23 protein-coding genes, 1 other RNA gene and 1 riboswitch are annotated in these 21,387 nt (G+C 28.5%); of the genes, 23 read left to right on the top strand and 1 reads right to left on the bottom strand.

Features of this window, described 5'->3' with window-relative positions; all coding sequences use genetic code 11:
• Positions 1-126: 126 nt before the first annotated feature.
• The 17 genes from H8R92_RS11740 (at position 127) to H8R92_RS11665 (ending at position 15,838) form a co-directional block, all read left to right on the top strand.
• The gene (locus H8R92_RS11740) at positions 127-1,074 is read left to right on the top strand and encodes an MraY family glycosyltransferase (RefSeq protein WP_186835548.1); all 948 of its coding nucleotides are present in this window, start codon (positions 127-129) and stop codon (positions 1,072-1,074) included.
• 47 nt (positions 1,075-1,121) lie between these two features.
• A riboswitch (SAM riboswitch) is annotated at positions 1,122-1,294 on the top strand.
• Positions 1,295-1,406: 112 nt separating this feature from the next.
• On the top strand, positions 1,407-1,637 hold the full coding sequence (locus tag H8R92_RS13245) for a methylenetetrahydrofolate reductase (RefSeq protein WP_022212830.1): 231 nt from the start codon (positions 1,407-1,409) through the stop codon (positions 1,635-1,637).
• Positions 1,638-1,803: 166 nt separating this feature from the next.
• On the top strand, positions 1,804-2,073 hold the full coding sequence (locus H8R92_RS11730) for an ACT domain-containing protein (protein ID WP_186835547.1): 270 nt from the start codon (positions 1,804-1,806) through the stop codon (positions 2,071-2,073).
• A 13-nt stretch (positions 2,074-2,086) separates the two neighbouring features.
• Positions 2,087-3,442 carry a PFL family protein gene (locus H8R92_RS11725; protein WP_186835551.1) on the top strand — a complete coding sequence of 452 codons (1,356 nt, stop codon included), beginning with the start codon at positions 2,087-2,089 and terminating at the stop codon, positions 3,440-3,442.
• 195 nt (positions 3,443-3,637) lie between these two features.
• On the top strand, positions 3,638-5,923 hold the full coding sequence (gene helD, locus H8R92_RS11720; protein WP_186835546.1) for an RNA polymerase recycling motor HelD: 2,286 nt from the start codon (positions 3,638-3,640) through the stop codon (positions 5,921-5,923).
• 320 nt (positions 5,924-6,243) lie between these two features.
• Positions 6,244-7,890 (top strand): YrzE family protein, encoded by a 1,647-nt coding sequence (locus H8R92_RS11715; protein ID WP_186835545.1) that lies wholly within the window; start codon positions 6,244-6,246, stop codon positions 7,888-7,890.
• A gap of 64 nt (positions 7,891-7,954) precedes the next feature.
• The gene (locus tag H8R92_RS11710) at positions 7,955-8,458 is read left to right on the top strand and encodes a SprT-like domain-containing protein (RefSeq protein ID WP_022168349.1); all 504 of its coding nucleotides are present in this window, start codon (positions 7,955-7,957) and stop codon (positions 8,456-8,458) included.
• 78 nt (positions 8,459-8,536) lie between these two features.
• Positions 8,537-8,803, top strand: coding sequence for a DUF1292 domain-containing protein (locus H8R92_RS11705; RefSeq protein ID WP_022212825.1), 267 nt, complete (start codon positions 8,537-8,539; stop codon positions 8,801-8,803).
• A gap of 14 nt (positions 8,804-8,817) precedes the next feature.
• Positions 8,818-9,216 (top strand): hypothetical protein, encoded by a 399-nt coding sequence (locus tag H8R92_RS11700; protein ID WP_186835544.1) that lies wholly within the window; start codon positions 8,818-8,820, stop codon positions 9,214-9,216.
• Between the two features lie 61 nt (positions 9,217-9,277).
• A non-coding RNA gene (gene ssrS / locus H8R92_RS11695) (6S RNA) lies at positions 9,278-9,455 on the top strand.
• 237 nt (positions 9,456-9,692) lie between these two features.
• Entirely contained in the window at positions 9,693-10,964 is a 1,272-nt protein-coding gene (locus H8R92_RS11690) for a sensor histidine kinase (RefSeq protein ID WP_186835543.1), read from the top strand.
• 197 nt (positions 10,965-11,161) lie between these two features.
• Entirely contained in the window at positions 11,162-11,716 is a 555-nt protein-coding gene (locus H8R92_RS11685) for an accessory gene regulator ArgB-like protein (RefSeq protein WP_022167284.1), read from the top strand.
• A 16-nt stretch (positions 11,717-11,732) separates the two neighbouring features.
• Positions 11,733-11,855 carry a hypothetical protein gene (locus H8R92_RS13375; protein ID WP_022167285.1) on the top strand — a complete coding sequence of 41 codons (123 nt, stop codon included), beginning with the start codon at positions 11,733-11,735 and terminating at the stop codon, positions 11,853-11,855.
• A 12-nt stretch (positions 11,856-11,867) separates the two neighbouring features.
• The gene (locus H8R92_RS11680) at positions 11,868-13,124 is read left to right on the top strand and encodes a sensor histidine kinase (RefSeq protein WP_302654518.1); all 1,257 of its coding nucleotides are present in this window, start codon (positions 11,868-11,870) and stop codon (positions 13,122-13,124) included.
• 191 nt (positions 13,125-13,315) lie between these two features.
• Positions 13,316-13,513, top strand: coding sequence for a DUF896 domain-containing protein (locus H8R92_RS11675; protein ID WP_022212822.1), 198 nt, complete (start codon positions 13,316-13,318; stop codon positions 13,511-13,513).
• A gap of 15 nt (positions 13,514-13,528) precedes the next feature.
• A complete protein-coding gene (gene hprK, locus H8R92_RS11670) occupies positions 13,529-14,446 on the top strand; it encodes an HPr(Ser) kinase/phosphatase (RefSeq protein ID WP_022212821.1) in 918 nt (305 codons plus the stop codon).
• Positions 14,447-14,455: 9 nt separating this feature from the next.
• Positions 14,456-15,838 carry an aminopeptidase gene (locus H8R92_RS11665; protein ID WP_186835542.1) on the top strand — a complete coding sequence of 461 codons (1,383 nt, stop codon included), beginning with the start codon at positions 14,456-14,458 and terminating at the stop codon, positions 15,836-15,838.
• Between the two features lie 61 nt (positions 15,839-15,899).
• On the opposite strand, the gene H8R92_RS11660 is transcribed toward H8R92_RS11665, so the two are convergent.
• Complete coding sequence (locus tag H8R92_RS11660) at positions 15,900-16,727, bottom strand: PHP domain-containing protein (protein WP_186835541.1); 828 nt, start codon at positions 16,725-16,727, stop codon at positions 15,900-15,902.
• A gap of 117 nt (positions 16,728-16,844) precedes the next feature.
• On the opposite strand from H8R92_RS11660, the gene H8R92_RS13240 reads away from it, so the two are divergent.
• Genes H8R92_RS13240 through folP form a run of 6 tightly spaced genes read left to right on the top strand, consistent with a single transcriptional unit; the run spans position 16,845 to position 21,387 of the window.
• Positions 16,845-17,423, top strand: coding sequence for an anthranilate synthase component II (locus H8R92_RS13240; protein WP_243166662.1), 579 nt, complete (start codon positions 16,845-16,847; stop codon positions 17,421-17,423).
• 9 nt (positions 17,424-17,432) lie between these two features.
• Positions 17,433-18,773, top strand: coding sequence for an aminodeoxychorismate synthase component I (pabB, locus tag H8R92_RS11655; protein ID WP_243166661.1), 1,341 nt, complete (start codon positions 17,433-17,435; stop codon positions 18,771-18,773).
• Entirely contained in the window at positions 18,773-19,510 is a 738-nt protein-coding gene (locus H8R92_RS11650) for an aminotransferase class IV (protein ID WP_186835540.1), read from the top strand. Before pabB ends, H8R92_RS11650 begins: the two co-directional genes overlap by 1 nt.
• A gap of 12 nt (positions 19,511-19,522) precedes the next feature.
• Positions 19,523-20,077 carry a GTP cyclohydrolase I FolE gene (folE, locus tag H8R92_RS11645; RefSeq protein ID WP_022212815.1) on the top strand — a complete coding sequence of 185 codons (555 nt, stop codon included), beginning with the start codon at positions 19,523-19,525 and terminating at the stop codon, positions 20,075-20,077.
• Positions 20,078-20,085: 8 nt separating this feature from the next.
• Positions 20,086-20,559 carry an HD domain-containing protein gene (locus tag H8R92_RS11640; RefSeq protein ID WP_186835539.1) on the top strand — a complete coding sequence of 158 codons (474 nt, stop codon included), beginning with the start codon at positions 20,086-20,088 and terminating at the stop codon, positions 20,557-20,559.
• Positions 20,560-20,577: 18 nt separating this feature from the next.
• A complete protein-coding gene (gene folP, locus H8R92_RS11635; protein WP_186835538.1) occupies positions 20,578-21,387 on the top strand; it encodes a dihydropteroate synthase in 810 nt (269 codons plus the stop codon).

The raw sequence follows: 21,387 nt of genomic DNA, 5'->3' as shown, positions 1-21,387 counted from the left end.
TTACGCCTTTGGAGTGATATATCAAACTAAAGTAGTCTATGTTTATCAAGACAAAATAGGTCACGTTGAAAAAGGAAAAATCTCAATATGGGTATGTTTGTCCATATTTCGAGTAGCAGCAAATTGATGAAGTATATATTAGCTATGTTAGTATCTTTTTTATTAGTAATAGGAATAATTCCTTTTTTAATGAAATTGTCTATTAAATATAATTTTACAGATAAACCAACGAAAAGAAAAATACATAGAGGAGAGATTCCTTTATGTGGTGGAATAGCTATGTTCATAGGATTTTTCACATTATACTTTTTTGTTTTTAGAAATCATCCTTTTGATGAAAAGTATGGAATATTTATCGGAGCTTTAATGATTTTACTTATCGGAATAATAGATGATTATAATAAAAGTATTGGTAAGGAATTTGGAATAACTCCAAGGATGATAGTACAATTATTAGCAGCTATTATAGTATATAAATCTGGTGTATCATTTGAAGGATTTACAAATCCACTAACAGGAATATATATTACATTGCCACCAATAATTCAATTTATTTTGACAATAACATGGATTTTTGGTGTAACTACTGTAATAAACTGGTCTGATGGCATGGATGGCCTAGCTGGTTCTTTATCATTTATATCAACATTGACTTTTGCAGCAACAGCAATAATATTAAATCAACCACCATCATTATATTTTTCACTGATATTAGCAGGAGCAATTTTAGGGTTTCTTGTATATAATAAGTATCCAGCAAAAATATTTATGGGTGACTCAGGTGCAAATTTTTTAGGATTTATCCTGAGCATAATTGCTTTAGATGGTGCTTTTAAACAAGCAACAATTTTAAGTTTAATGTTACCGATTTTAGCTCTTGCAGTTCCTATTTTTGATAATTTATTTGTAGTTTTCAAAAGATTTTCAGAAGGAAAACCTGTATATCAGGCAGATAGAAGTCAGATACATTTTAGGCTGCAAGAAAAAGGATTAAATATAGCTCAAATAGTGACAGTTTTAAGTGGTATAAGCTTAATTTGCAGTATAATTTCCATACTTTTATTAATGGTATAAAATAAAAGTATTTACAAGTAATGGATAATTTTATATAATTTAATAAAAACTTATCAAGAGAGGTGGAGGGACTGGCCCTGTGAAATTCAGCAACCTATTTTTAATTGAAAGTTGATAATTATGGATAAAAGTCCTAAGGGACTTTAATTATCAATTATTCATTGTTAAATATCAATTAAATTTGTGGTGCTAATTCTAACAATTTACTGAAAGATAAGGATGTGTAATGTGCTAATTATGAGCCTAAAGGATATTCTTTAGGTTCTTTTTAAGTATAAAAGGTTATAATAGGGGGCAACAATGAGAATTAATAATTTATTTAATGAGAAAAAATGATATTTTTCTTGGCGGTTTTTCGGCCAAAAGTAACATCTTATATAGAGACAATTTATAAAATGTTAGAAGAGCTTAAAGGAGTAAGTCCAGATTATATTAGTGTTACTTATGGAGCAGGTGGGCCAGCTACAAGTAACAGGACTTTAGACATAGCATCTCTTATTAAGAATAAGTATAATATGGAGCCAATGGCACATTTAACATTCAAGCAGGAATTATGCCGGTAATCAATAAGAAGCAAGCGGAGAGGATTACTACTTTATGTGGATCAAATGTACCTAAGAAATATATTATTTCCTAGAAAATCAGTTACAGCAATAATTGGTGTAGGTAAAGAGCTAGTTAGAGAAATAGAATAATTTGATAATTGTAACAAAAATTGGGGGAATTAAAATGAAAGCTATATTAACTGTTATAGGAAAAGATAAAGTGGGGATTATTGCAGCTATAAGCAATAAGTTATCAAAACTTAAAATTAATATTTTAGATGTAAACCAAACTATATTAGATGGATATTTTACCATGATGATGATGCTTGACTTAAAGGAATGTACAGAAGAATTTGCAAATGTACAAAGAGTATTAAACAAAGAAGCATTCATATTAGGTGTTGAAGTAAAAATTCAAAGAGAAGAAATATTTAAATCAATGCATACGTTGTAAAAGGGGTGCAATGGTGAATACGAATAATATTTTAGAAACAATAAAAATGATAGGAGAGGAAAAATTAGATATTAGGACAATAACAATGGGAATATCACTACTAGATTGTATTGATTCAGACGGGAATAAAGCCAGGGAAAATATATATAATAAGATTATAAGGTGTGCAAAAGATTTAGTAAAGGTGGGAAATGAGATAGAGGCAGAGTTTGGTATTCCTATTGTAAATAAAAGAATTTCTGTAACACCAATTTCTCTTATTGCTGCAGCAACAAATGAAGAAAATTATGTGAAATTTGCAGAAGTACTTGATAAAGCAGCCAATGACTTAGGTGTTAACTTTATTGGAGGATTTTCTGCATTAGTTCATAAAGGTTATAATAAGGGAGATAAAATATTAATTAAGTCTATTCCTAAAGCTTTAAAAAGAACAAGTAAAGTTTGTGCATCTGTTAATATAGCTTCCACTAGAAGTGGAATAAATATGGATGCTGTTAAAGAAATAGGTGAAATTATTAAGGAATGTGCTGATTTGACAGCTCATGAAAATGCAATAGCTTGTGCTAAACTTGTGGTTTTTGCCAATGCAGTAGAAGATAATCCGTTTATGGCTGGAGCCTTTCATGGAGTTGGTGAAGCAGATACGGTAATTAATGTAGGTGTAAGTGGACCAGGTGTTGTGCAAAGAGCACTGGAAAAAGTAAAGGGAGAGCCCCTTGATGTAGTAGCTGAAACAATTAAGAAGACAGCTTTCAAAATTACTAGAATAGGACAACTTGTAGCCAATGAGGCTTCTAAAAGACTTGTAGTTCCATTTGGTATTGTAGATTTATCACTGGCACCTACTCCAGCAGTGGGGGATTCTGTTGCACATATTTTAGAAACTATGGGCTTGGAAAGTGTAGGTGCTCATGGAACTACGGCAGCCCTTGCAATACTAAATGATGCAGTGAAAAAAGGTGGTGTAATGGCGTGTAGTCATGTAGGTGGATTAAGTGGAGCATTTATCCCAGTATCAGAAGATGCTGAAATGATTAATGCAGTAAACAAAGGAACACTTAACTTAGAAAAACTAGAAGCTATGACAGCCATATGTTCAGTGGGGCTAGATATGATTGTAATTCCAGGAGATACTAAGGCATCTACCATATCAGCCATAATAGCTGATGAAGCAGCTATTGGAGTAATTAACAATAAAACAACAGCAGTAAGAATAATACCAGCACCAGGATATAGTGAAGGTGATATGGTTCAGTTTGGAGGATTGCTTGGTAGTGGACCTGTCATGAGGATTAATGAAGCATCATCTGAAGAATTTATAAAAAGAGGGGGAAGAATTCCAGCTCCAATACATTCTTTTAAAAATTAAAAAAATAAAGTATTGCTTGTCCGTAGATATTTTTATTGATAAAAATATCATAATTGATAGGCAATACTTTTATTTTTCAAGTAAATTTCATAAAAGTATTTTAATTATAGGGAGTTTTGGAGATAATATAAATAATTGTATAGAAATATAAAGTTATTTCTAAAATAATTTTTTATTAGCAAGGGAGCATTCAAAATGGAGGAGAAAATTAAAATAGAAAGTATAGTTCTCAATGATAAGAGAAAAAAGATTATGAAAGAACTAGAAGAAAAGAGAAAAACACAAGAAGAAGTAATTAATATGCTTAAAATCCTTACCAAAGAATCTAAGGGAGGATATAATCAAGAAAAAGAAAATGTGGAGAAAATATATAAAATATTAAATAAAGAAATTGAAAGTTATGAAGAGGCCCTTAAAAATCCATATTTCGGCAGAGTTGATTTCACTGAAAGATTAGGAGACCATGAAGAAATATACATAGGTAAAAAAGGTATTTCATCCACCAGTGATGGTGATGAAATTGTAGTTGATTGGAGGGCTCCTGTGGCTGATCTTTACTACAGTGGTACAGGGGGTAATGCTTACTATAGAGCACCTATGGGAGTTATAGAAGGTGAACTTGAACTAAAAAGAAAGTTTCTTTTTGAAGACAAGAATATCAAACAAATATTTGATGAAGAAATAAATAAAATACTTATAAACGGCTTAGAAGGAGAAGAACTTGTTGATGAGTTTTTAAAGATAAATCTTGAAGAAAGCCGTGGTAAAAAACTTAAAGAAGTGGTGGCAACCATACAAAAAGAACAAAATGATATTATAAGGTGGCCCAAAAATCTTCCTCTTATAGTTCAAGGAGCTGCAGGTTCAGGAAAGACTACCATAGCACTACATAGATTAGCTTATCTCTTATATAGATATAGAGAGTCTATGGAAGGAAAAGATATTTTGGTACTTGCTCCCAATAAACTATTTTTAGATTATATTTCAGATATACTTCCTAACTTAGGAAGTACAGATGTAAATGAAACTACCTTCCAAGAACTTGTTGTAAGTAAATTAAAGCTTAAAGGAAAGATTAGGACTAAGGATGATAAACTTAAGGAAATAATTGAGACAGCAGATATCCGTGAAAGAAAATGTATCTCCAATGCATCAAAGATTAAAGGTAATTTAATCTTTAAGGTTATTATTGATAGATATATAGCACTGTTAGAAAGTAGTTCTTTAGAAATAAATGATATAGAAATAAAAGGATATGTACTATTTTCCAAAAGAGAAATCACTAGACTTTATCTAAAAGATTTAAAAGCTTATCCATTAAATAAGAGAAAGGATGAAATAAAGAGATATCTAAGCTTAAAGCTTAAAGAAAAGACTGCTAGCTTAGTGGCAATGGTGGATAGGGATTGGCAAAGTAAGATAAATACTATTAAAAATACATATGAAGATGGAGACCAACGAAGAAAAAAGCTTATTGAAGTTTATAATGAAAGAGACAGTATTAAAGAGTATATAAAAAAAGAATCTAAAAAAGTAATGAATGATTACTTTAAAAATTGGCGTGGTATAACTTCCAATGATATTTATATAAATTTATTTAAAGATGATGAATTATTTGAAATTGCTACAGCTAATAGGATACCACGAGATTTAGCTGCATATATCAAGAGAGAGACCATTAAGAATTTTGAAAATGGAATTATTGATGAAGATGATTTAGCACCACTTTTATATATACATATGATACTGGAAGGTATTGAAGAAAAAGAGAAGTATAAGCATATAGTAGTAGATGAGGTACAGGACTATAGCCCATTGCAGATATTACTTATCAATAGTTTAACCAAAGGAAATTCTCTAACATTAGTTGGAGATTTAGCTCAGGGAATATATTATTACAAGGGCATAAGTAAGTGGGAAGATATAACAGAAGGTGTTTTTGAAGGGAAAGCTACCTATATGGCACTTTCACAAAGTTATAGATCCACTATAGAGATAATTAGATTTGCAAATGGAGCCTTGGAAGCACAAAACTTAGGTTTAAATAAAACTAAGCCTGTATTAAGACATGGTAAGGAGCCAGTTATTAAATATACTTCTAGTAAGAGAGAAAGTGTAATGGAAATATATAATGTTGTTGAAGAGATACGTAAAGAGGGGAAACACAGCATTGCTATAATAACCAAGACATTCAAAGAAGCTAAAGTCTTAGAGAAAGACATAAAGAGATATACTAATTTAGAGTATACGATTATTAAAGGAAATGAAAAAAGTGCACCATCCACAGATGTGGTAATAATTCCTGTATATTTAACAAAAGGCCTTGAGTTTGATGGAACTATTATATATAATCCACTAGAAAGTGTTTATGAAAATAATCTGCTTAACCAGAGACTTTTATATGTTGGCCTTACAAGGGCATTACATTATGAATATATAATTGCAGAAGGCAAGCTTTCACAAAATATAAAAACCAACTAGTAAATTAAGAATTAAAAATGAAAAATTAGAAATGAAAGAACAATAATATAGAAGATAAATATAGTTATAAAACTTATCATCCATATAGTTCTCATGTTGATGCATTTGTAGTTATATAATGCAGGTTAATTTTTCATTTTTAATTTTTCATTATATAAAACTCTGTGAGTTTATTCCACAATTCATCACTCGTAATTCATCATTCATAATTAAACAAGTAGGGGGTTTTTTAGACTTCTATAAAAGTTATAAAAAACCTCTTAAAGTATATTGTATTATTATATAATATAGTGTAATATGTAATCGGAGGGGTGATTTTTTTGAATTCAAATAGTAAATTAACGGAATATTTAAAATGGCTGCTAATTACTTATGTCTTTGTAGGTATAGTATTATTATTTTCAAGTAAATTAATTTTAGATTTAACTTTAAGTTCGTTTATAATAATAGCAGTGTTCGTAGCATGTACAGTAGGTTACGGAGTTTTAAGATTAAATAAAAAGTATATAATTGTAGGTGGAGCTGTGGCGCTAGTATATGTTGCTTTAGGAATTATTTTAAGTCCTATAGTAATGCCAAGTGCTCATAGAAATTTAATAGGTGAAGTTGAAGAAGTAGATTTTTCAAGCGAAATACATCATATAGATTTAGCACAGCTTCCAACAATAGATAAAGAGCTTGCTTATAAATTAGCAGATAAAAAGTTAGGTGAAATACCAAGTTTAGGAAGTCAAGTTACCATAGGTAATTTAAGTCTTCAAAGCGTAGATGGATCACTATACTATGTTGCACCATTAGAGCATTCATCATTAATAAAATGGATAACTAATCATAAGGGAACACCAGGGTATGTAAAGGTTAGTGCCACTAATGAAAATGATGTTCAGCTAGTAACAGAATTAAATGGGGAAGAGTTAAAAATAAAATATTTAGAATCAGCATATCTTCTTGATGATTTAGATAGACATGCATTTTTAAATGATATGAAAGCTGGACATACAGACTATACTTTTGAATTAGATGATGATGGAAAGCCTTACTGGGTTATTACAAGATATGATAATGCCATAGGATTCTTAGAGCAAAAAGCTATAGGTACATTAATTATAGATGCTCAAACTGGAGAGTCTAATATATATGATATAGAAAATACTCCAGAATGGGTTGATAGAATACAAACAATGAGCTACATTAAAAACTATTTAAATAAATGGGGAGAATTAGTTCATGGTGTATTTAACTTTAGTGATAAGGACAAGCTAGTTAGTACCGATGGAATGAATATAATTTTTAATGATGATACATGCTATTACTACACTGGTATCACATCTGTAGGTAGTGATGAATCATTAGTTGGTTTTACACTTACTAATACAAGAACTGGAGAAACTACAATGTATAAGACATCAGGTGCTACAGAATATGCAAGTATGAAGTCTGCACAAGGAAAAGTACAGCAGTATGGATATACAGCAACATTCCCATATCTGATAAATATCCAGTCAGAACCAACATATTTTATGACTTTAAAAGATGCAAATGGATTGGTAAAGCAATATGCAATGGTAAATGTGAAAAACTATAATACTGTAGCTGTTGGAGATACATTACAAACAACATTAAATAGATATATAGAAAACTTAACAAGTAGCAATATTTCACTGGAAGGATCTAATAGCGAAGAAGTAGTGAAAGGTGAAATAGAAAGAATTGGTCTTGTGGTAAAAGATGGTGCTAGCATTTATGATTTAAAGATAAAAGGTGAAGATAGCATCTTTACAGTATCAACAGAGACTTCAAGACAAGTAGCTTTAAGTAATATTGGAGATATGGTTGAAATAAGCTTTATAAGAGTAGGTAATGGAGATTATATTATAAGTAATTCATTTAAAAACGTCACATTAGAAGGTTCAGAAAAAGGAAATAACACTGAAGAAAATAATAGTGAAGAAAAAGTGCAACAATAGCATATAGGAATAAAAACTGCTAATATGGATATTAGCAGTTTTTGTTTAGTAAGGAGGCTCAGAAATGCATAATAAGTGGGATATATCTAAAATAGAAGCTGTAATACAGGAGCTAAATAAAAGATTAGATTATCAGTGTAATTTAAAAATTGAGATTTCTAAAAGGGCTCAAAAGAGAATGGGAGCATTTTTTTATAGAAAAAATAATGGAAGAATTGAGCCACTAAAATTTGTTTTTGCTCAGTGTTTGCTAGATGGTTCATACAGTGAAGAGGTAGTTAAGGAAGTTATAATACATGAATATCTCCACTATTATTGTGATACAATTACAGGGGTAAGTAATGGACATAACAGCTATTTTAAAAAGATGTGCAGGATTATGGGCATTTCAGATAGTGCTACATTTAAGTATGACACTAAAAGAAAAAGTGACACAGCATATAAATACAAGATATATTGTAGCAAATGTAATAAATATATATGTGGTAATAAAAGAATAGACTTTGCTAATAATAAGGTTAAAAAATATATTTCATCTTGCTGTAAGGCTAAGCTTATAATAAAATAAGAAAATGTAGGCTACTATATATAGAAATGGTAAATGATATATAGTATAATGACATAAAAAACAAAGGGGATATGCTTTATGAATAATGAACATATGGAAAATGAAGAAAGACAAATCATGACTTTCTTAGATGAAGAAGGAAACAAAGTAGAATTTGAAGCAGTTGCTAGAATATTTTTAGAGGAACAAGAATATTTATTATTAGCACCAGCTGATGATACTGAATCAGAAGATGTGTTTGTATTTAGAGTAGATGAAGTTGATGGTAAAGAAGAATTAAATCTTGTAGAAGATGATAAAGAATTTCTTGCCGTTAAGAAAGAATACAAAAAATTATTATATTAAGAGAGGTCATTAAAGTGAACATTAAGGATATAATAGATATTTTAAATGATAATGGATTAAGTGAAATTGAAGAGCTTGTATCAGGTGATAAATACTCTTTAATAAACTTTTATTTTGATTTTGATAAAGATGTAGAAGCAGCAGCAAAAGCTTATGCTGATGATGAAAGTACTGCTGGTAGTGAAGAATGGATGAAGGAATTTTATCTACCATATCTTTATGATTACGCTAATGATGAAGTTCTTGAAATAGTTGAAGAGATTATTGAAGATTTAGATGTAGAAGGTGAAATGATGGCCTTCCAAATGAATGAAAAAACAGCTGGCTATGTTCAATTTATGGTACTATTCAATGAAGAGGGTTACGATGTAGCAATAGAAGAGATTGTAAAGGAATATATGAGAAAAAAATAAATTTTGAAAAGTAAAATATTACTATTGAACTTATTAAATAATTTGATATAATAAAAATATAGGAATCCTGATGTGTGCGTTTAGCTTATGTTATTCAACCTACATTATATTTTCGGGATTTGCAATATGCTTGTAGATGTTGAGCTTCCTTATGGAGAAGATAACAGAAGCAAGTTGAGTGAAACCCACCTGCGAGACGCAGGTGTGAGTATATAGGCCACCGGCATATTGGGAATAATTAGAGTAAAACACTTTATATTGAGTTTTTTGTGCTCAATATAAAGTGTTTTTTTGTTTTTATAATATTTTTTTAAAAAATATAAAAAAAACCATGAAATATATGGTATAATTCTTAAAAATGCATTTAATAAATTAGCATATATAAATTGATATGACGAAATAAGTAAATAAAAATTCGAAAATGTCGAAATTTATTAAAATGCAATTGGGGAATGAAGGGAGATTAATTTGCAAAAATGATTATTAATTTGGCAGATACAATTAACAGTGTGTTACAAAGTATTATGTTTGTCTATGTTTCAAATTATTGTAGTAAAACTAAAAGAAGCACACTAAGTATGGCAACTTGGATAGTAATTTTATGGGGAGTAATACAGGGAATTACACTAATTGTAGGTAATTCAAGTTTAGGAGCTATATTTATCCATTTAATAATATTAATTTCTGGAGCCATAATATTTAAAGAAGAACCTTTAGATGCTATGATAGGATTTAGTATAGTCTATTTATTAATGGGAATAGTTATGATATTAAGTTCAAATATTTATTTAGGATATGTGGTAAGTATAATTTCAGAAAAATATATGGAAATAGGAATGCTTATATTTGTGTATTTTCCACAATACATATTATTTACTATAATATTGTGTAATATGAATTTTATAAATTCTATGTATAAAGTTATTAAAAGTAAAAGTGTATCAATAATATCATTAATTATAGTTACTGTTTTAATTGATTTTATAATATCATTTAATGGATTAGCATATGATATGGATAATCCTTTATTTAAAGAATTCTTATTTATATTTTTAGGCTTTTTTATGATAGGAATAACTATATATTTTTCAAATATTGAAAAAAAATCTAATCAAGTTTTAATTACCAATAGTTTTTTAGAAAAAAAGAATGAAGAACTTAAAAAAATTAAACATGATTATGGTTCACAAATATCATATTTATATGGATTACATTTAATGAAGAAATATGATAAATTAGGAGATGCACTTAAAAATATTATAAATGATAATAGTGCTATTTCTTCAGAAGTAGATGTAATAAATAAACCAAATTCTAGTATAGCAGAAATTGTTTATGGAATAGATCATAATGGAATAAATATTATTATAAATGATGAAATAGACTTTAATGATATAGATATTTCTGAAATTGATTATCAAAGAGTTATTTCTAATATATTAAGAAATTCAGTTACAGCATTAGATGGAAAAGGTATAATAGAAGTAACAACATATTATTCTATAAAATCTATTATAGTAAAGATAAAAAATAATGGACCTAAAATTGATGAATCTATAATAGATAAAATTTTCCAAAGTGGATTTACTACAAAAGAAAATACAAATAAAGAAAATGGATTTGGATTATCAATTACTAAGGAAATTATAGAGAGAAATAATGGTAACATAAGTGTAAAGAGCAATGATTCCTTTACAGAATTTAAAATAAAGATTCCTAAAATATCAAATAAGTTGGCAATTATATAAGCATAATAAAGGAGGTATGAAAAATACCTCCTTTATTATGCTTATATTAATTTTAAAAGGAATATGCTGTGGATATTTGTAGTTTTTTTTACTTTTTATAAAAATAAAAAAAAAAAATTAAAATATATGGTATTATTTATCAATATATGATATAGTTACTAGGTAAATATGTAATAAATGAGTCAATATGGTCTATTATGGTAAAAAAAATAACGAAATTAGTTGTAAATGATTTATCCAAATATGCAAATTACAATACTGATCAGAAAGAACAAATAGAGTATAGTTTAGCTATAATTATCTATGAGTTAATAAAATTTATTTTTCTATTGTTAAGTTTATATTTTTTAGGATTTTTCAAAGAAGGATTAGTAGTATTAATTTCAATGATAATATCCAAGCCTTTTATAGGAGGATATCATGAAGATAGTCAAATAAAATGTTTTTTTGCAACATTTCTAATAGTATTTAGTTTAATTTTATTAGAGAGAAATATGGAATTAAATATTATGGCTATTTTAATATTAAATTTATTTAGTATATTTTGTGTATATCATAAAGCTCCTATAATTAATGATAAAATGCCATTAACTAAAGAAAAGCTTATAAAGAGAAATAGAAGAATTGGTTTAATAAGTATATCATTATTAGGATTGATATCAATTGTTATTTGTAATAGTACAAAATATGGAGAGCTTATATGCTTAACCAATGTTGTACAAACTATGTTAATGTTCAATAAACGTAAATGAAAGAGGTGGAGTTAGAATGAAAAAAATGTTAGCAGGTTGTTTATTATGCCTTTCAGCAGTGTTTGTAAATTTAGGAACAGCATCTGCATTAATGATAGGGGCAGAAGAAATGCCAGAATCAATGAAGAAATTAAGATAATTAGGAGAAAAAGTGATCATCAATATATCAGACTCAATTAATAGCATATTACAAAGCATTATGTTTATTTATGTTTCAAATTACTGTAGTAAAACTAAAAGAAGCATAATAAGTATGGTAACTTGGATAGTAATTTTGTGGGGAGTAATACAGGGAATTACACTAATTGTAGGTAATTCAAGTTTAGGCTCTATATTTATCCATTTAATAATATTAATTTCTGGAGCCATAATATTTAAAGAAGAACCTTTAGATGCTATGATAGGATTTAGTATAGTCTATTTATTAATGGGAATAGTTATGATATTAAGTTCAAATATTTATTTAGGATATATGGTAAGTAAAATTTCAGAAAAATATATGGAAATAGGAATGCTTATATTTATGTATTTTCCACAATACATACTATTTACTATTATATTATACAATATGAATTTTATAAATTCTACGTATAAAGTTATTAAAAGTAAAAGTGTATCAATAGTATCATTAATTATAGTTACTGTGTTAATTGATTTTATAGTATCATTTAATGGATTAGCATATGATATGGATAATCCTTTATTTAAAGAATTTATATTTATATTTTTAGGATTTTTTATGATAGGAATAACTATATATTTTTCAAATATTGAAAAAAAATCTAATCAAGTTTTAATTGCCAATAGTTTTTTAGAAAAAAAGAATGAAGAACTTAAAAAAATTAAGCATGATTATGGTTCACAAATATCATATTTATATGGATTACATTTAATGAAGAAATATGATAAATTAGGAGATGCACTTAAAAATATTATAAATGATAATAGTGCTATTTCTTCAGAAGTAGATGTAATAAATAAACCAAATTCTAGTATAGCAGATATTGTTTATGGAATAGAACATAAGGGAATAAATATTATTATAAATGATGAAATAAATTTTGATGATGTAAATATTTCTGAAATTGATTATCAAAGAGTTATTTCTAATATATTAAGAAATGCAGTTACAGCACTAGATGGCAAAGGTATAATAGAAATAACAACATATTATGCTATAAGATCTGTTATAGTAAAGATAAAAAATAATGGACCTAAAATTGATGAATCTATAATAGATAAAATTTTTGATACTGGATTTACTACAAAAGAAAATCAAAATAAAGAAAATGGATTTGGATTATCAATTACTAAGGAAATTATAGAGAGAAATAATGGTAGCATAAGTGTAAAAAGCAATGATTCTTTTACAGAATTTAAAATAAAGTTTCCTAAGAGAGAAATTTGAAGCAATATAAATAAATTTTTACGAAAAGAGGTGTTTAAGACATCTCTTTTTTTCTTGAACTTTTAATAAATAATTAATTTATAATTTGGAGATAAATAAAAAAGAAGTAATTTTGTAATATAAAGTTGATATTCATAAGAAAAAAATGTAAAATAATCATAAGAAGTTAATATACGAAAGGGAATGTTAAGATGGATTATACAAATGCAAAAATAGATGTAATAACATCTAGGATAAATGAATTATATAAAAAAAGCAAGGAAGAAGGATTAAATGAAGCTGAAAAAGAAGAACAAGCTCATTTAAGAAGAATTTATATAGACAGAGTTAAGGCGAATTTTAGAAGTCAACTTGCAGGAATAGAACCAAAAAATAAGCAAAAAAAATAAAAAGGGTGATAAATATTGTCAGTTGCAGTAGAAACGTTAATTAAAGATTTTGATTTGGAAGTACTAGTTGAAGGTGAAAAAGGTGTAGAGATAACTGTTAACGATATAAATAGACCAGGTCTTCAATTATCTGGATTTTATAATTATTTTGCTCCTGAAAGATTACAAGTTGTTGGTAAGGCTGAGTGGAGTTTTATTGGGGATATGAGTAGAGAGTTAAGAAGAAAAAGAGTAGATAAATACTTTAGTTTTAATTCTAAATGTGTTGTAATAACAAGAGGATTAGAACCACATGAAGAATTCATAAGGGCTGCCAAGAAAAATAAAACTTGGCTATTAAGAACAACATCAGTTACCACTAACTTTATTAGTAAAATGACCATATATTTATCAGATAAATTTGCACCAGAAACTAGATTACATGGTGTACTTGTAGATGTATACGGTATAGGTATACTGATTACAGGGGAAAGTGGCATTGGTAAAAGTGAGACTGCATTAGAACTTATTAAAAGAGGGCATAGACTTGTAACTGATGATGCTGTTGATATTAAGGAAATTGATGGAGAACTTATTGGGACATCTCCGAAAATTACTATTGGAATGCTTGAAGTGAGAGGAATTGGAATAATTGACATCACTGCACTATATGGATTGAGTTCAGTGCAAGAGTCTAAGGGTATAAATCTTGTTATGCATTTTGAGCATTGGAAGGATAATGGTGATTATGATAGACTTGGAATTAATCAAGATACTCAAGAAATATTAGGCGTTAATGTTAGAAAGCTTAGAGTACCAGTAAGACCTGGTAGAAATATTGCAGTAATTATTGAGGCAGCAGCAGTAAATTATAGACATTCTTTAATGTCAGATATAAGTGCTGTTGATATTATAGAAAGAAGGATGGAAAATCTAACTTTAGAAGATAATTAGGAGGAGAATATGGGTAATAAAAAAAATGCATGGTTAAAATTTGATAATACTAAAAAAGAAGAGATTTTTAGTTTTTGTGAAGGATATAAGAAATATATATCAGACTGTAAAACAGAAAGAGAATCTATTAAAGAAGCTATTTATTTAGCAGAATCAAAAGGATATAGAAATTTAAAGAATGTTATATCTGCTGGAAAATCTCTAAAGGCAGGAGACAAGGTATATTATAATAATATGGATAAATCTTTAGCTTTATTTTTAATAGGAAGCGAAAGTATTGAAAGTGGTATGAGAATTATAGGTTCTCACGTAGATTCACCTAGATTAGATTTAAAACCAAATCCATTATATGAAGATAGTGAATTATCTTTAATGGAAACTCATTACTATGGTGGAGTTAAGAAATATCAATGGGTAACCATACCTCTAGCTTTACATGGGGTAGTAGTTAAAAAAGATGGTACAAAAATAGACGTGGTAGTTGGAGAGGAAGAAACTGATCCAGTTGTTATGGTTTCTGATTTGTTAGTACATTTAGCATCAGAGCAACAGCAAAAGAAAGCTACAGAAGTTATTGCTGGAGAAGATTTAAATATCTTAGTTGGTAGCATGCCTTTAGAAGGTGAAGAAAAAGAAGCTGTTAAGGCAAATATATTAAAATTATTAAAAGAAAAATATGATTTTGAAGAAGAAGATTTCATGTCAGCTGAAATAGAAATTGTTCCAGCTGGAAAAGCAAGAGATTTAGGATTAGATAGAAGTATGGTTGCTGGATATGGACATGATGATAGAATTTGTGCATACACTTCTTTATTAGCTTTACTTGAAACTGAAAGTACTAAAAAGACTTCAGTGGTATTATTAGTAGATAAAGAAGAAGTAGGAAGCATAGGAGCAACTGGAATGCAATCAAGATTCTTTGAAAATGCAGTGGCAGAATTAATGGACAGAGTAGGAGAGTATTCTGAACTTAAATTAAGAAGAGCATTAGCTAATTCTAAAATGCTTTCTTCAGATGTTACAGCAGCTTTTGATCCTAATTATGCAGGAGCATACGAAAAGAAAAATTCTGCATTCTTTGGTAAGGGATTAGCCTTTGCTAAATATACTGGAGCAAGAGGAAAAAGTGGATGTAATGATGCTAATGCAGAATTTGTTGCATGGCTTAGAAATGTAATGGATGAAAATGATGTTGCATATCAAATGGCTGAATTAGGTAAGGTTGACCAAGGTGGTGGTGGTACTATTGCTTATATTTTAGCTGAGTACGGTATGGAAGTAATTGATTGTGGTGTTGCACTACAAAACATGCATGCTCCATGGGAAGTTGCCAGCAAAGTAGATATCTTTGAAACAATGAGAGGATATAAAGCTTTCCTTATGGCAGAATAGTATAAAAATAAAGAAGAAATAGTAACTAAGCTATTTCTTCTTTATTTTTATAAATTTTTAGCTAAGCTTTAAGCTTAGTTAAAAATTTAGTAAGCCATTCTTCATCCATTTTCATTGAGCCTAATGAACCATGTTTAATGTCATCTTCTCCACCGTGGGAGTCTGAGCCACAGCTAGTGATAAGGTTATGTTCATTGGCAAAGCTTAAGAATTTTTCTGTATCTTCTTTAGAGTTCATGGCATATATTCCTTCAAGACCATCAAAACCAAGTGCTAATACATCTTGGAAAGAGTTTTTCTTTAAAAGCACTGGGTGAGCTAAAACTACTATAGCACCATGTTTCTTTAAAAGTTCTACACCTTCTTTAGTATCCATTTGCACACTAGGAATGTAAGCAGGACAATCATTTCCAATGAAATGCTCAAAGATATATTCCTTATCATAGCTATACCCTGCATCCATTATAGCTTTTGCTATATGAGGTCTTGCTATGGTATCTTTACCATTTTTCATAATAGATTCAAGAGTTATATGAATATCATGGAATTTTGATAAATTTTCTACTATCTTTTTAGCTCTTTCAATTCTCTTTGTTTTTATTGAATCTAAGAAATCATTTAATTCCTTATTTTTATATCCATCACCTTTAAAAAATCCTAAAACGTGAATAGATTCCTTATTAAAATAAGTAGATAATTCAATGCCAGGAATAAAAGTTATATCAAGATCTTTAGCTGTTTTTAAGGCTTCTTCTATACCAGAAACAGTATCATGGTCAGTAAGTGCTAAGTATTTTACATTAGCTGCCTTAGCTCTTTTAACAACTTCTGAAGGTGAAGATGTTCCATCAGAAGCTGTAGAATGTGTATGTAAATCGCATATTGTCATAAGTGTTAAATTCTCCCTTCAACTAATAGTTTTTATTAAACAAGAACATATGATATAATTAATCAATAAATATTGTAGCACAATTTGTAAAAGGATGCATAAAAAAGGAGAGAAAAAATGTTATTAATGATAGATAACTATGACTCTTTTGTATATAATTTAGTAAGGTATTTTAAGGAGTTAGATGAAGAAATAATAATTTATAGGAATGATAAAATTACCATTGATGAAATAGAAAATATGGATATAACGGGAATCGTTATTTCACCAGGGCCAAAGGATCCTAAACAAGCAGGGATTAGTCTTGAAATTTTAGAAAGATTTAAGGGGAAATTACCTATCTTAGGCATATGTCTTGGACATCAATGTATTGGACATTATTTTGGTGGCAAAATTGTTAAGGGAAAAATTCCTATGCATGGCAAGATAAGTGAAGTTATACATAATAATCAGCATATATTCAAAGGTGTTAAAAATCCTTTAAAAGTTACAAGATATCATTCTTTAGAAATAGAAAAATGTAGCATACCAGCAGAATTAGAAATTATATGTCAAACTGAGGATAATGTAATCATGGCAGTAAAGCACAAAGATTATCCTATATATGGAGTGCAATTTCATCCTGAAGCAGAACTTACAGAAGATGGACATAAAATATTAAAGAATTTTATTAATATAGTAAATAATTATAAATAGGAGCAAAAAATGAACATACATTTAAAAGAAATAAAGCTAAATTTAAATCCATGTGAAGTTTATGAAGCTTTTAGATATGAGATAGATACTATTATTTTAGATAGTTCTAAAGAAGATGAAAAGTTATCAAAGTATTCCTTTATAGGATTAAATCCATATATGACTTTTTCTAGTTTTCAAAATGATGGCTATATAGATGGAGTGAAAGTAGAAGGAAACCCCTTTAAGATATTAGATGAATTATTAACGAGAAATAAGGTGGTAGAAAAAACTAATATTCCTTTAATAGGGGGATCCATGGGATACATATCTTATGATACAGGAAGGATAATTGAAAAAATTTCAGATAGTAGTGATGAAGATTTTAAAATTCCTCATATGAAATTTGTTTTTTATAGAAATATTATTATCTTTGATTTAATGGAAAATAAGCAATATATATCATATTTTGCAGATGAAGAAAAAATTGTAGAAGGTATCATTGAAAAAATAGAGCAAATAGAAGTAAAGAAGGAAGAATTCAGCTATAACCAAGAAGATAAATTTATTTCTAATTTTACAAAAGAAGCATATAAAAAATCAATTACAAGGCTTAAGGAATATATAAGAAGTGGAGACGTATATATTGCCAATATGACACAAAGATTTTATTGCCACAATGAAGAAGATAGCTTTACAATCTATAAAAAGCTGAGAGAGATTAATAAGGCTCCTTTTTCAGCATATTTAAATTTTCATGATTTTCAAATAATAAGTTCATCACCAGAAAGATTCATTCAGATAAAAGACGGAATTGCTCATACTAGACCAATAAAAGGGACAAGACCTAGAGGGAATACTATAGAGGAAGATGAAAAAAATAAGTTGGAACTTATAAATAGTGAAAAGGATAAATCAGAATTATTAATGATTGTTGATTTAGAACGTAATGACTTTAGTAAGGTATGTAAGCCTGGCACAGTAAAAGTAAAGGAGTTATTTGCTTTAGAAGAGTATGCAACAGTATTCCACCTTGTGTCCACCATTGAAGGAGAGCTTCAAGATGATGTTTCAGCTGTGAAGGTAATGAAAGAGTGTTTTCCAGGTGGCTCTATTACAGGAGCACCAAAAATAAGAGCTATGGAAATAATTGAAGAGTTAGAAGGCTTAAAAAGAAATATATATACAGGAGCCATAGGATATTTTGATTTCAGAGGTAACAGTGATTTTAATATAGCTATAAGAACAATATTAAAGAAAGATAATAAAGCGTATTTTGGTGTAGGTGGAGGAATAACTTATGAATCCATTGAAGAAGATGAATATCTAGAAACGCTAGATAAAGCAAAAGCATTAATGAAGGTGTTATAATGAGAGAAATAAGCTATAATAAAGATTATGTAAAGCTTGATGGTGGCTTTTATTTTGCACAGGGAGTTTTTGAAACAATTTTAATAAAAAAAGAAGCTATATTTTTAGAAGAACATATAAATAGGCTAAATAAATCCATAGATATAATGGGGTTAGGAGAGCATATTGATATTAAATTTATTAAAAATTTTATAAAGGAAGAAAAGCTTAAAAATATAGTATTAAAAATTGTGGTAACAGAAAAGAATATAGTTTTCTCCACAAGAAAAATAAAATATTCTAAAGAAGATTACAAAAATGGATTTAATCTAAAGTTATCATCTGTTTTAAGAAATCCTACTTCTAACATGACTTATATTAAGTCGTTAAGCTATAATGAAAATCTTTATGAGTATAATAAAGCAAATAAAGAAGGGTTTAATGAAGTTGTATTTTTAAATATTTATGGGAATATAGCTGAAGGTGCAACTAGTAATATATTTATTATCAAAGATAAAAAAATTTATACACCAAAGATAAGTGATGGCATATTACAAGGAGTGGTAAGAAATTGGGTAATAGAAAATTTTGAAGTTTGTGAAAAACATTTAAATAAAAAAGATTTATATAGTGCAGATGAAGTTTTTATAACTAATTCAGTTTTAGGGATAATGAAGGTTGTACAATTTGAAGAAAAAAAATATAACACAAATGTGGTAGAAAAAATCAGAAGTGAATATGAGCAATTTATAAATTAGGAGGAACGTTGTATGGATAGAGAAAAGATAATAGCTGGAGCAAAGCTTATACTTGAAGGAATTGGAGAAGATTTAGAAAGAGAAGGACTAGTAGAAACACCTGAAAGAATTGCTAGAATGTATGAAGAAGTATTTTCAGGATTAGGAAAAGATGCAGAAGAAATCCTATCAAAAACTTTTGAAGTGGAAAATAACGATTTAGTTATTGAAAAAGATATTACATATTTCTCAATGTGCGAGCATCACATAATACCTTTTTATGGTAAAGCTCATATAGCATATATACCTAGAGGAAGAGTTGCAGGACTTTCAAAACTGGCAAGAACTGTAGAATTATATGCAAAAAAACCACAGTTACAAGAAAGATTAAGCAGTGAAATAGCAGATGCCATAATGAAATACTTAGATGCAGAAGGAGTAATGGTAGTAGTTGAAGGAGAACATATGTGCATGACTATGAGAGGTGTTAAAAAACCAGGTACAAAAACTGTAACCACATCATATAGAGGTATTTTTAAGGAAGATGCTACATTAAGAAGAGAAGTTATGATGTTATTACAAAAGTAGGTAGATTTATGGAAAGAGTTAATAAGATATTTAATAATATTCTTTATAAGGAGTATTTAAATAAGTTAGAAGCATATGAAGAAAAAAGAGAATTTTGTAGACATAACCTAGAACATTTTTTAGATATGTCTAGAATAGCTTATATGATGATTTTAGAAAAAAAATTACAGTATTCAAAGGAAGTTATTTATGCCATTGGCCTTTTACATGATATTGGTAGGGTAGAGCAGTATGAAAAAGGAATTGGTCATCATATTGCAAGTTTTAATATAGCTAAAGAAATCCTTAAGGATATAGATTTTAAAGAAGAAGAAAAAATAATGATTTTAGAAGCAATTATAAATCATAGAAATTGTGAAAGTAATGATTTAAACGCTATTATTTATAAAAGCGATAAGCTTTCAAGGGCATGTTATAAATGTAGAGCCGCCAAGGAGTGCAATTGGACTTTAGAAAAAAGAAATTTAGAGATAAAGTACTAAGGTTTAGGGGGAAAAGTTTTGAAAATTAGAAATATTGAATTTAACTTTGGTGAAAGAACATATATTATGGGAATACTTAATGTTACTCCAGATTCGTTTTCTGATGGAGGAAAATTCAATGAAATAGATGATGCATTAATACAAGTGAGAAAGCTGGTGGTTGAAGGAGCAGATATTATTGATATTGGCGGAGAATCTACTAGACCAGGTGCAAAAATTGTTTCCATTGAAGAGGAAATAAGTAGAGTTGTTCCAGTTATTGAAGCTATAAGAAAAGAAATGGATGTAGTTATTTCCATTGATACTTATAATAGTGCTACAGCAGAAGCAGCCATAAAAGTTGGTGCAGATATAATCAATGATGTGTGGGGCTTTAAAAAGGATCAGGCTATGGCAAAGATAGCAGCTAAGTATAATGTTCCTTGCATATTAATGCACAATAGAATAGCTAAGCCATATGAAGATTTAGAAAAAGAATTCATCAGTGATTTAGAAGAAAGTATAAATATTGCTTTAGAAGCAGGGGTGAAGAAAGAAAATATAATATTAGATCCAGGTATAGGTTTTGCCAAGACATATGAAGAAAATCTTATGGTGATGAATAACTTAAAATGGATTAAGGATATGGGATATCCAGTACTTCTTGCAACTTCAAGAAAATCAATGATAGGTTTGGCATTGGACTTACCAGTAGATGAAAGATTAGAAGGAACTCTTGCTACAACAGTAATAGGAATAATGGCTGGTTGTGAAATAATTAGAGTTCATGATGTTTTAGAAAATAAGAGGGTATGTATGATGACAGATACAATCCTTAAAGCAAAGTAA

Source organism: Clostridium lentum, from assembly GCF_014287815.1.
Taxonomy (GTDB): Bacteria; Bacillota; Clostridia; order Clostridiales; family Clostridiaceae; genus Clostridium; species Clostridium lentum.
The sequence above is the reverse complement of the archived record's forward strand: the minus strand, read 5'-3'. Positions and strand labels throughout refer to the sequence as shown.

What these genes read in the sequence shown, in the direction of transcription:
- H8R92_RS11690 (WP_186835543.1), top strand. Translation starts at nt 9,693, where the DNA reads ATGATTATTAATTTGGCAGATACAATTAACAGTGTGTTACAAAGTATT.
- H8R92_RS11650 (WP_186835540.1), top strand. Translation starts at nt 18,773, where the DNA reads ATGAGAGAAATAAGCTATAATAAAGATTATGTAAAGCTTGATGGTGGC.
- H8R92_RS11710 (WP_022168349.1), top strand. Translation starts at nt 7,955, where the DNA reads ATGCATAATAAGTGGGATATATCTAAAATAGAAGCTGTAATACAGGAG.
- H8R92_RS11640 (WP_186835539.1), top strand. Translation starts at nt 20,086, where the DNA reads ATGGAAAGAGTTAATAAGATATTTAATAATATTCTTTATAAGGAGTAT.
- H8R92_RS11675 (WP_022212822.1), top strand. Translation starts at nt 13,316, where the DNA reads ATGGATTATACAAATGCAAAAATAGATGTAATAACATCTAGGATAAAT.
- H8R92_RS11705 (WP_022212825.1), top strand. Translation starts at nt 8,537, where the DNA reads ATGAATAATGAACATATGGAAAATGAAGAAAGACAAATCATGACTTTC.
- H8R92_RS13245 (WP_022212830.1), top strand. Translation starts at nt 1,407, where the DNA reads ATGATATTTTTCTTGGCGGTTTTTCGGCCAAAAGTAACATCTTATATA.
- H8R92_RS11730 (WP_186835547.1), top strand. Translation starts at nt 1,804, where the DNA reads ATGAAAGCTATATTAACTGTTATAGGAAAAGATAAAGTGGGGATTATT.
- pabB (WP_243166661.1), top strand. Translation starts at nt 17,433, where the DNA reads ATGAACATACATTTAAAAGAAATAAAGCTAAATTTAAATCCATGTGAA.
- folE (WP_022212815.1), top strand. Translation starts at nt 19,523, where the DNA reads ATGGATAGAGAAAAGATAATAGCTGGAGCAAAGCTTATACTTGAAGGA.
- H8R92_RS11660 (WP_186835541.1), bottom strand. Translation starts at nt 16,727, where the DNA reads ATGACAATATGCGATTTACATACACATTCTACAGCTTCTGATGGAACA.
- H8R92_RS11665 (WP_186835542.1), top strand. Translation starts at nt 14,456, where the DNA reads ATGGGTAATAAAAAAAATGCATGGTTAAAATTTGATAATACTAAAAAA.
- helD (WP_186835546.1), top strand. Translation starts at nt 3,638, where the DNA reads ATGGAGGAGAAAATTAAAATAGAAAGTATAGTTCTCAATGATAAGAGA.
- H8R92_RS11685 (WP_022167284.1), top strand. Translation starts at nt 11,162, where the DNA reads ATGGTAAAAAAAATAACGAAATTAGTTGTAAATGATTTATCCAAATAT.
- H8R92_RS13240 (WP_243166662.1), top strand. Translation starts at nt 16,845, where the DNA reads ATGTTATTAATGATAGATAACTATGACTCTTTTGTATATAATTTAGTA.
- H8R92_RS13375 (WP_022167285.1), top strand. Translation starts at nt 11,733, where the DNA reads ATGAAAAAAATGTTAGCAGGTTGTTTATTATGCCTTTCAGCAGTGTTT.
- H8R92_RS11740 (WP_186835548.1), top strand. Translation starts at nt 127, where the DNA reads ATGAAGTATATATTAGCTATGTTAGTATCTTTTTTATTAGTAATAGGA.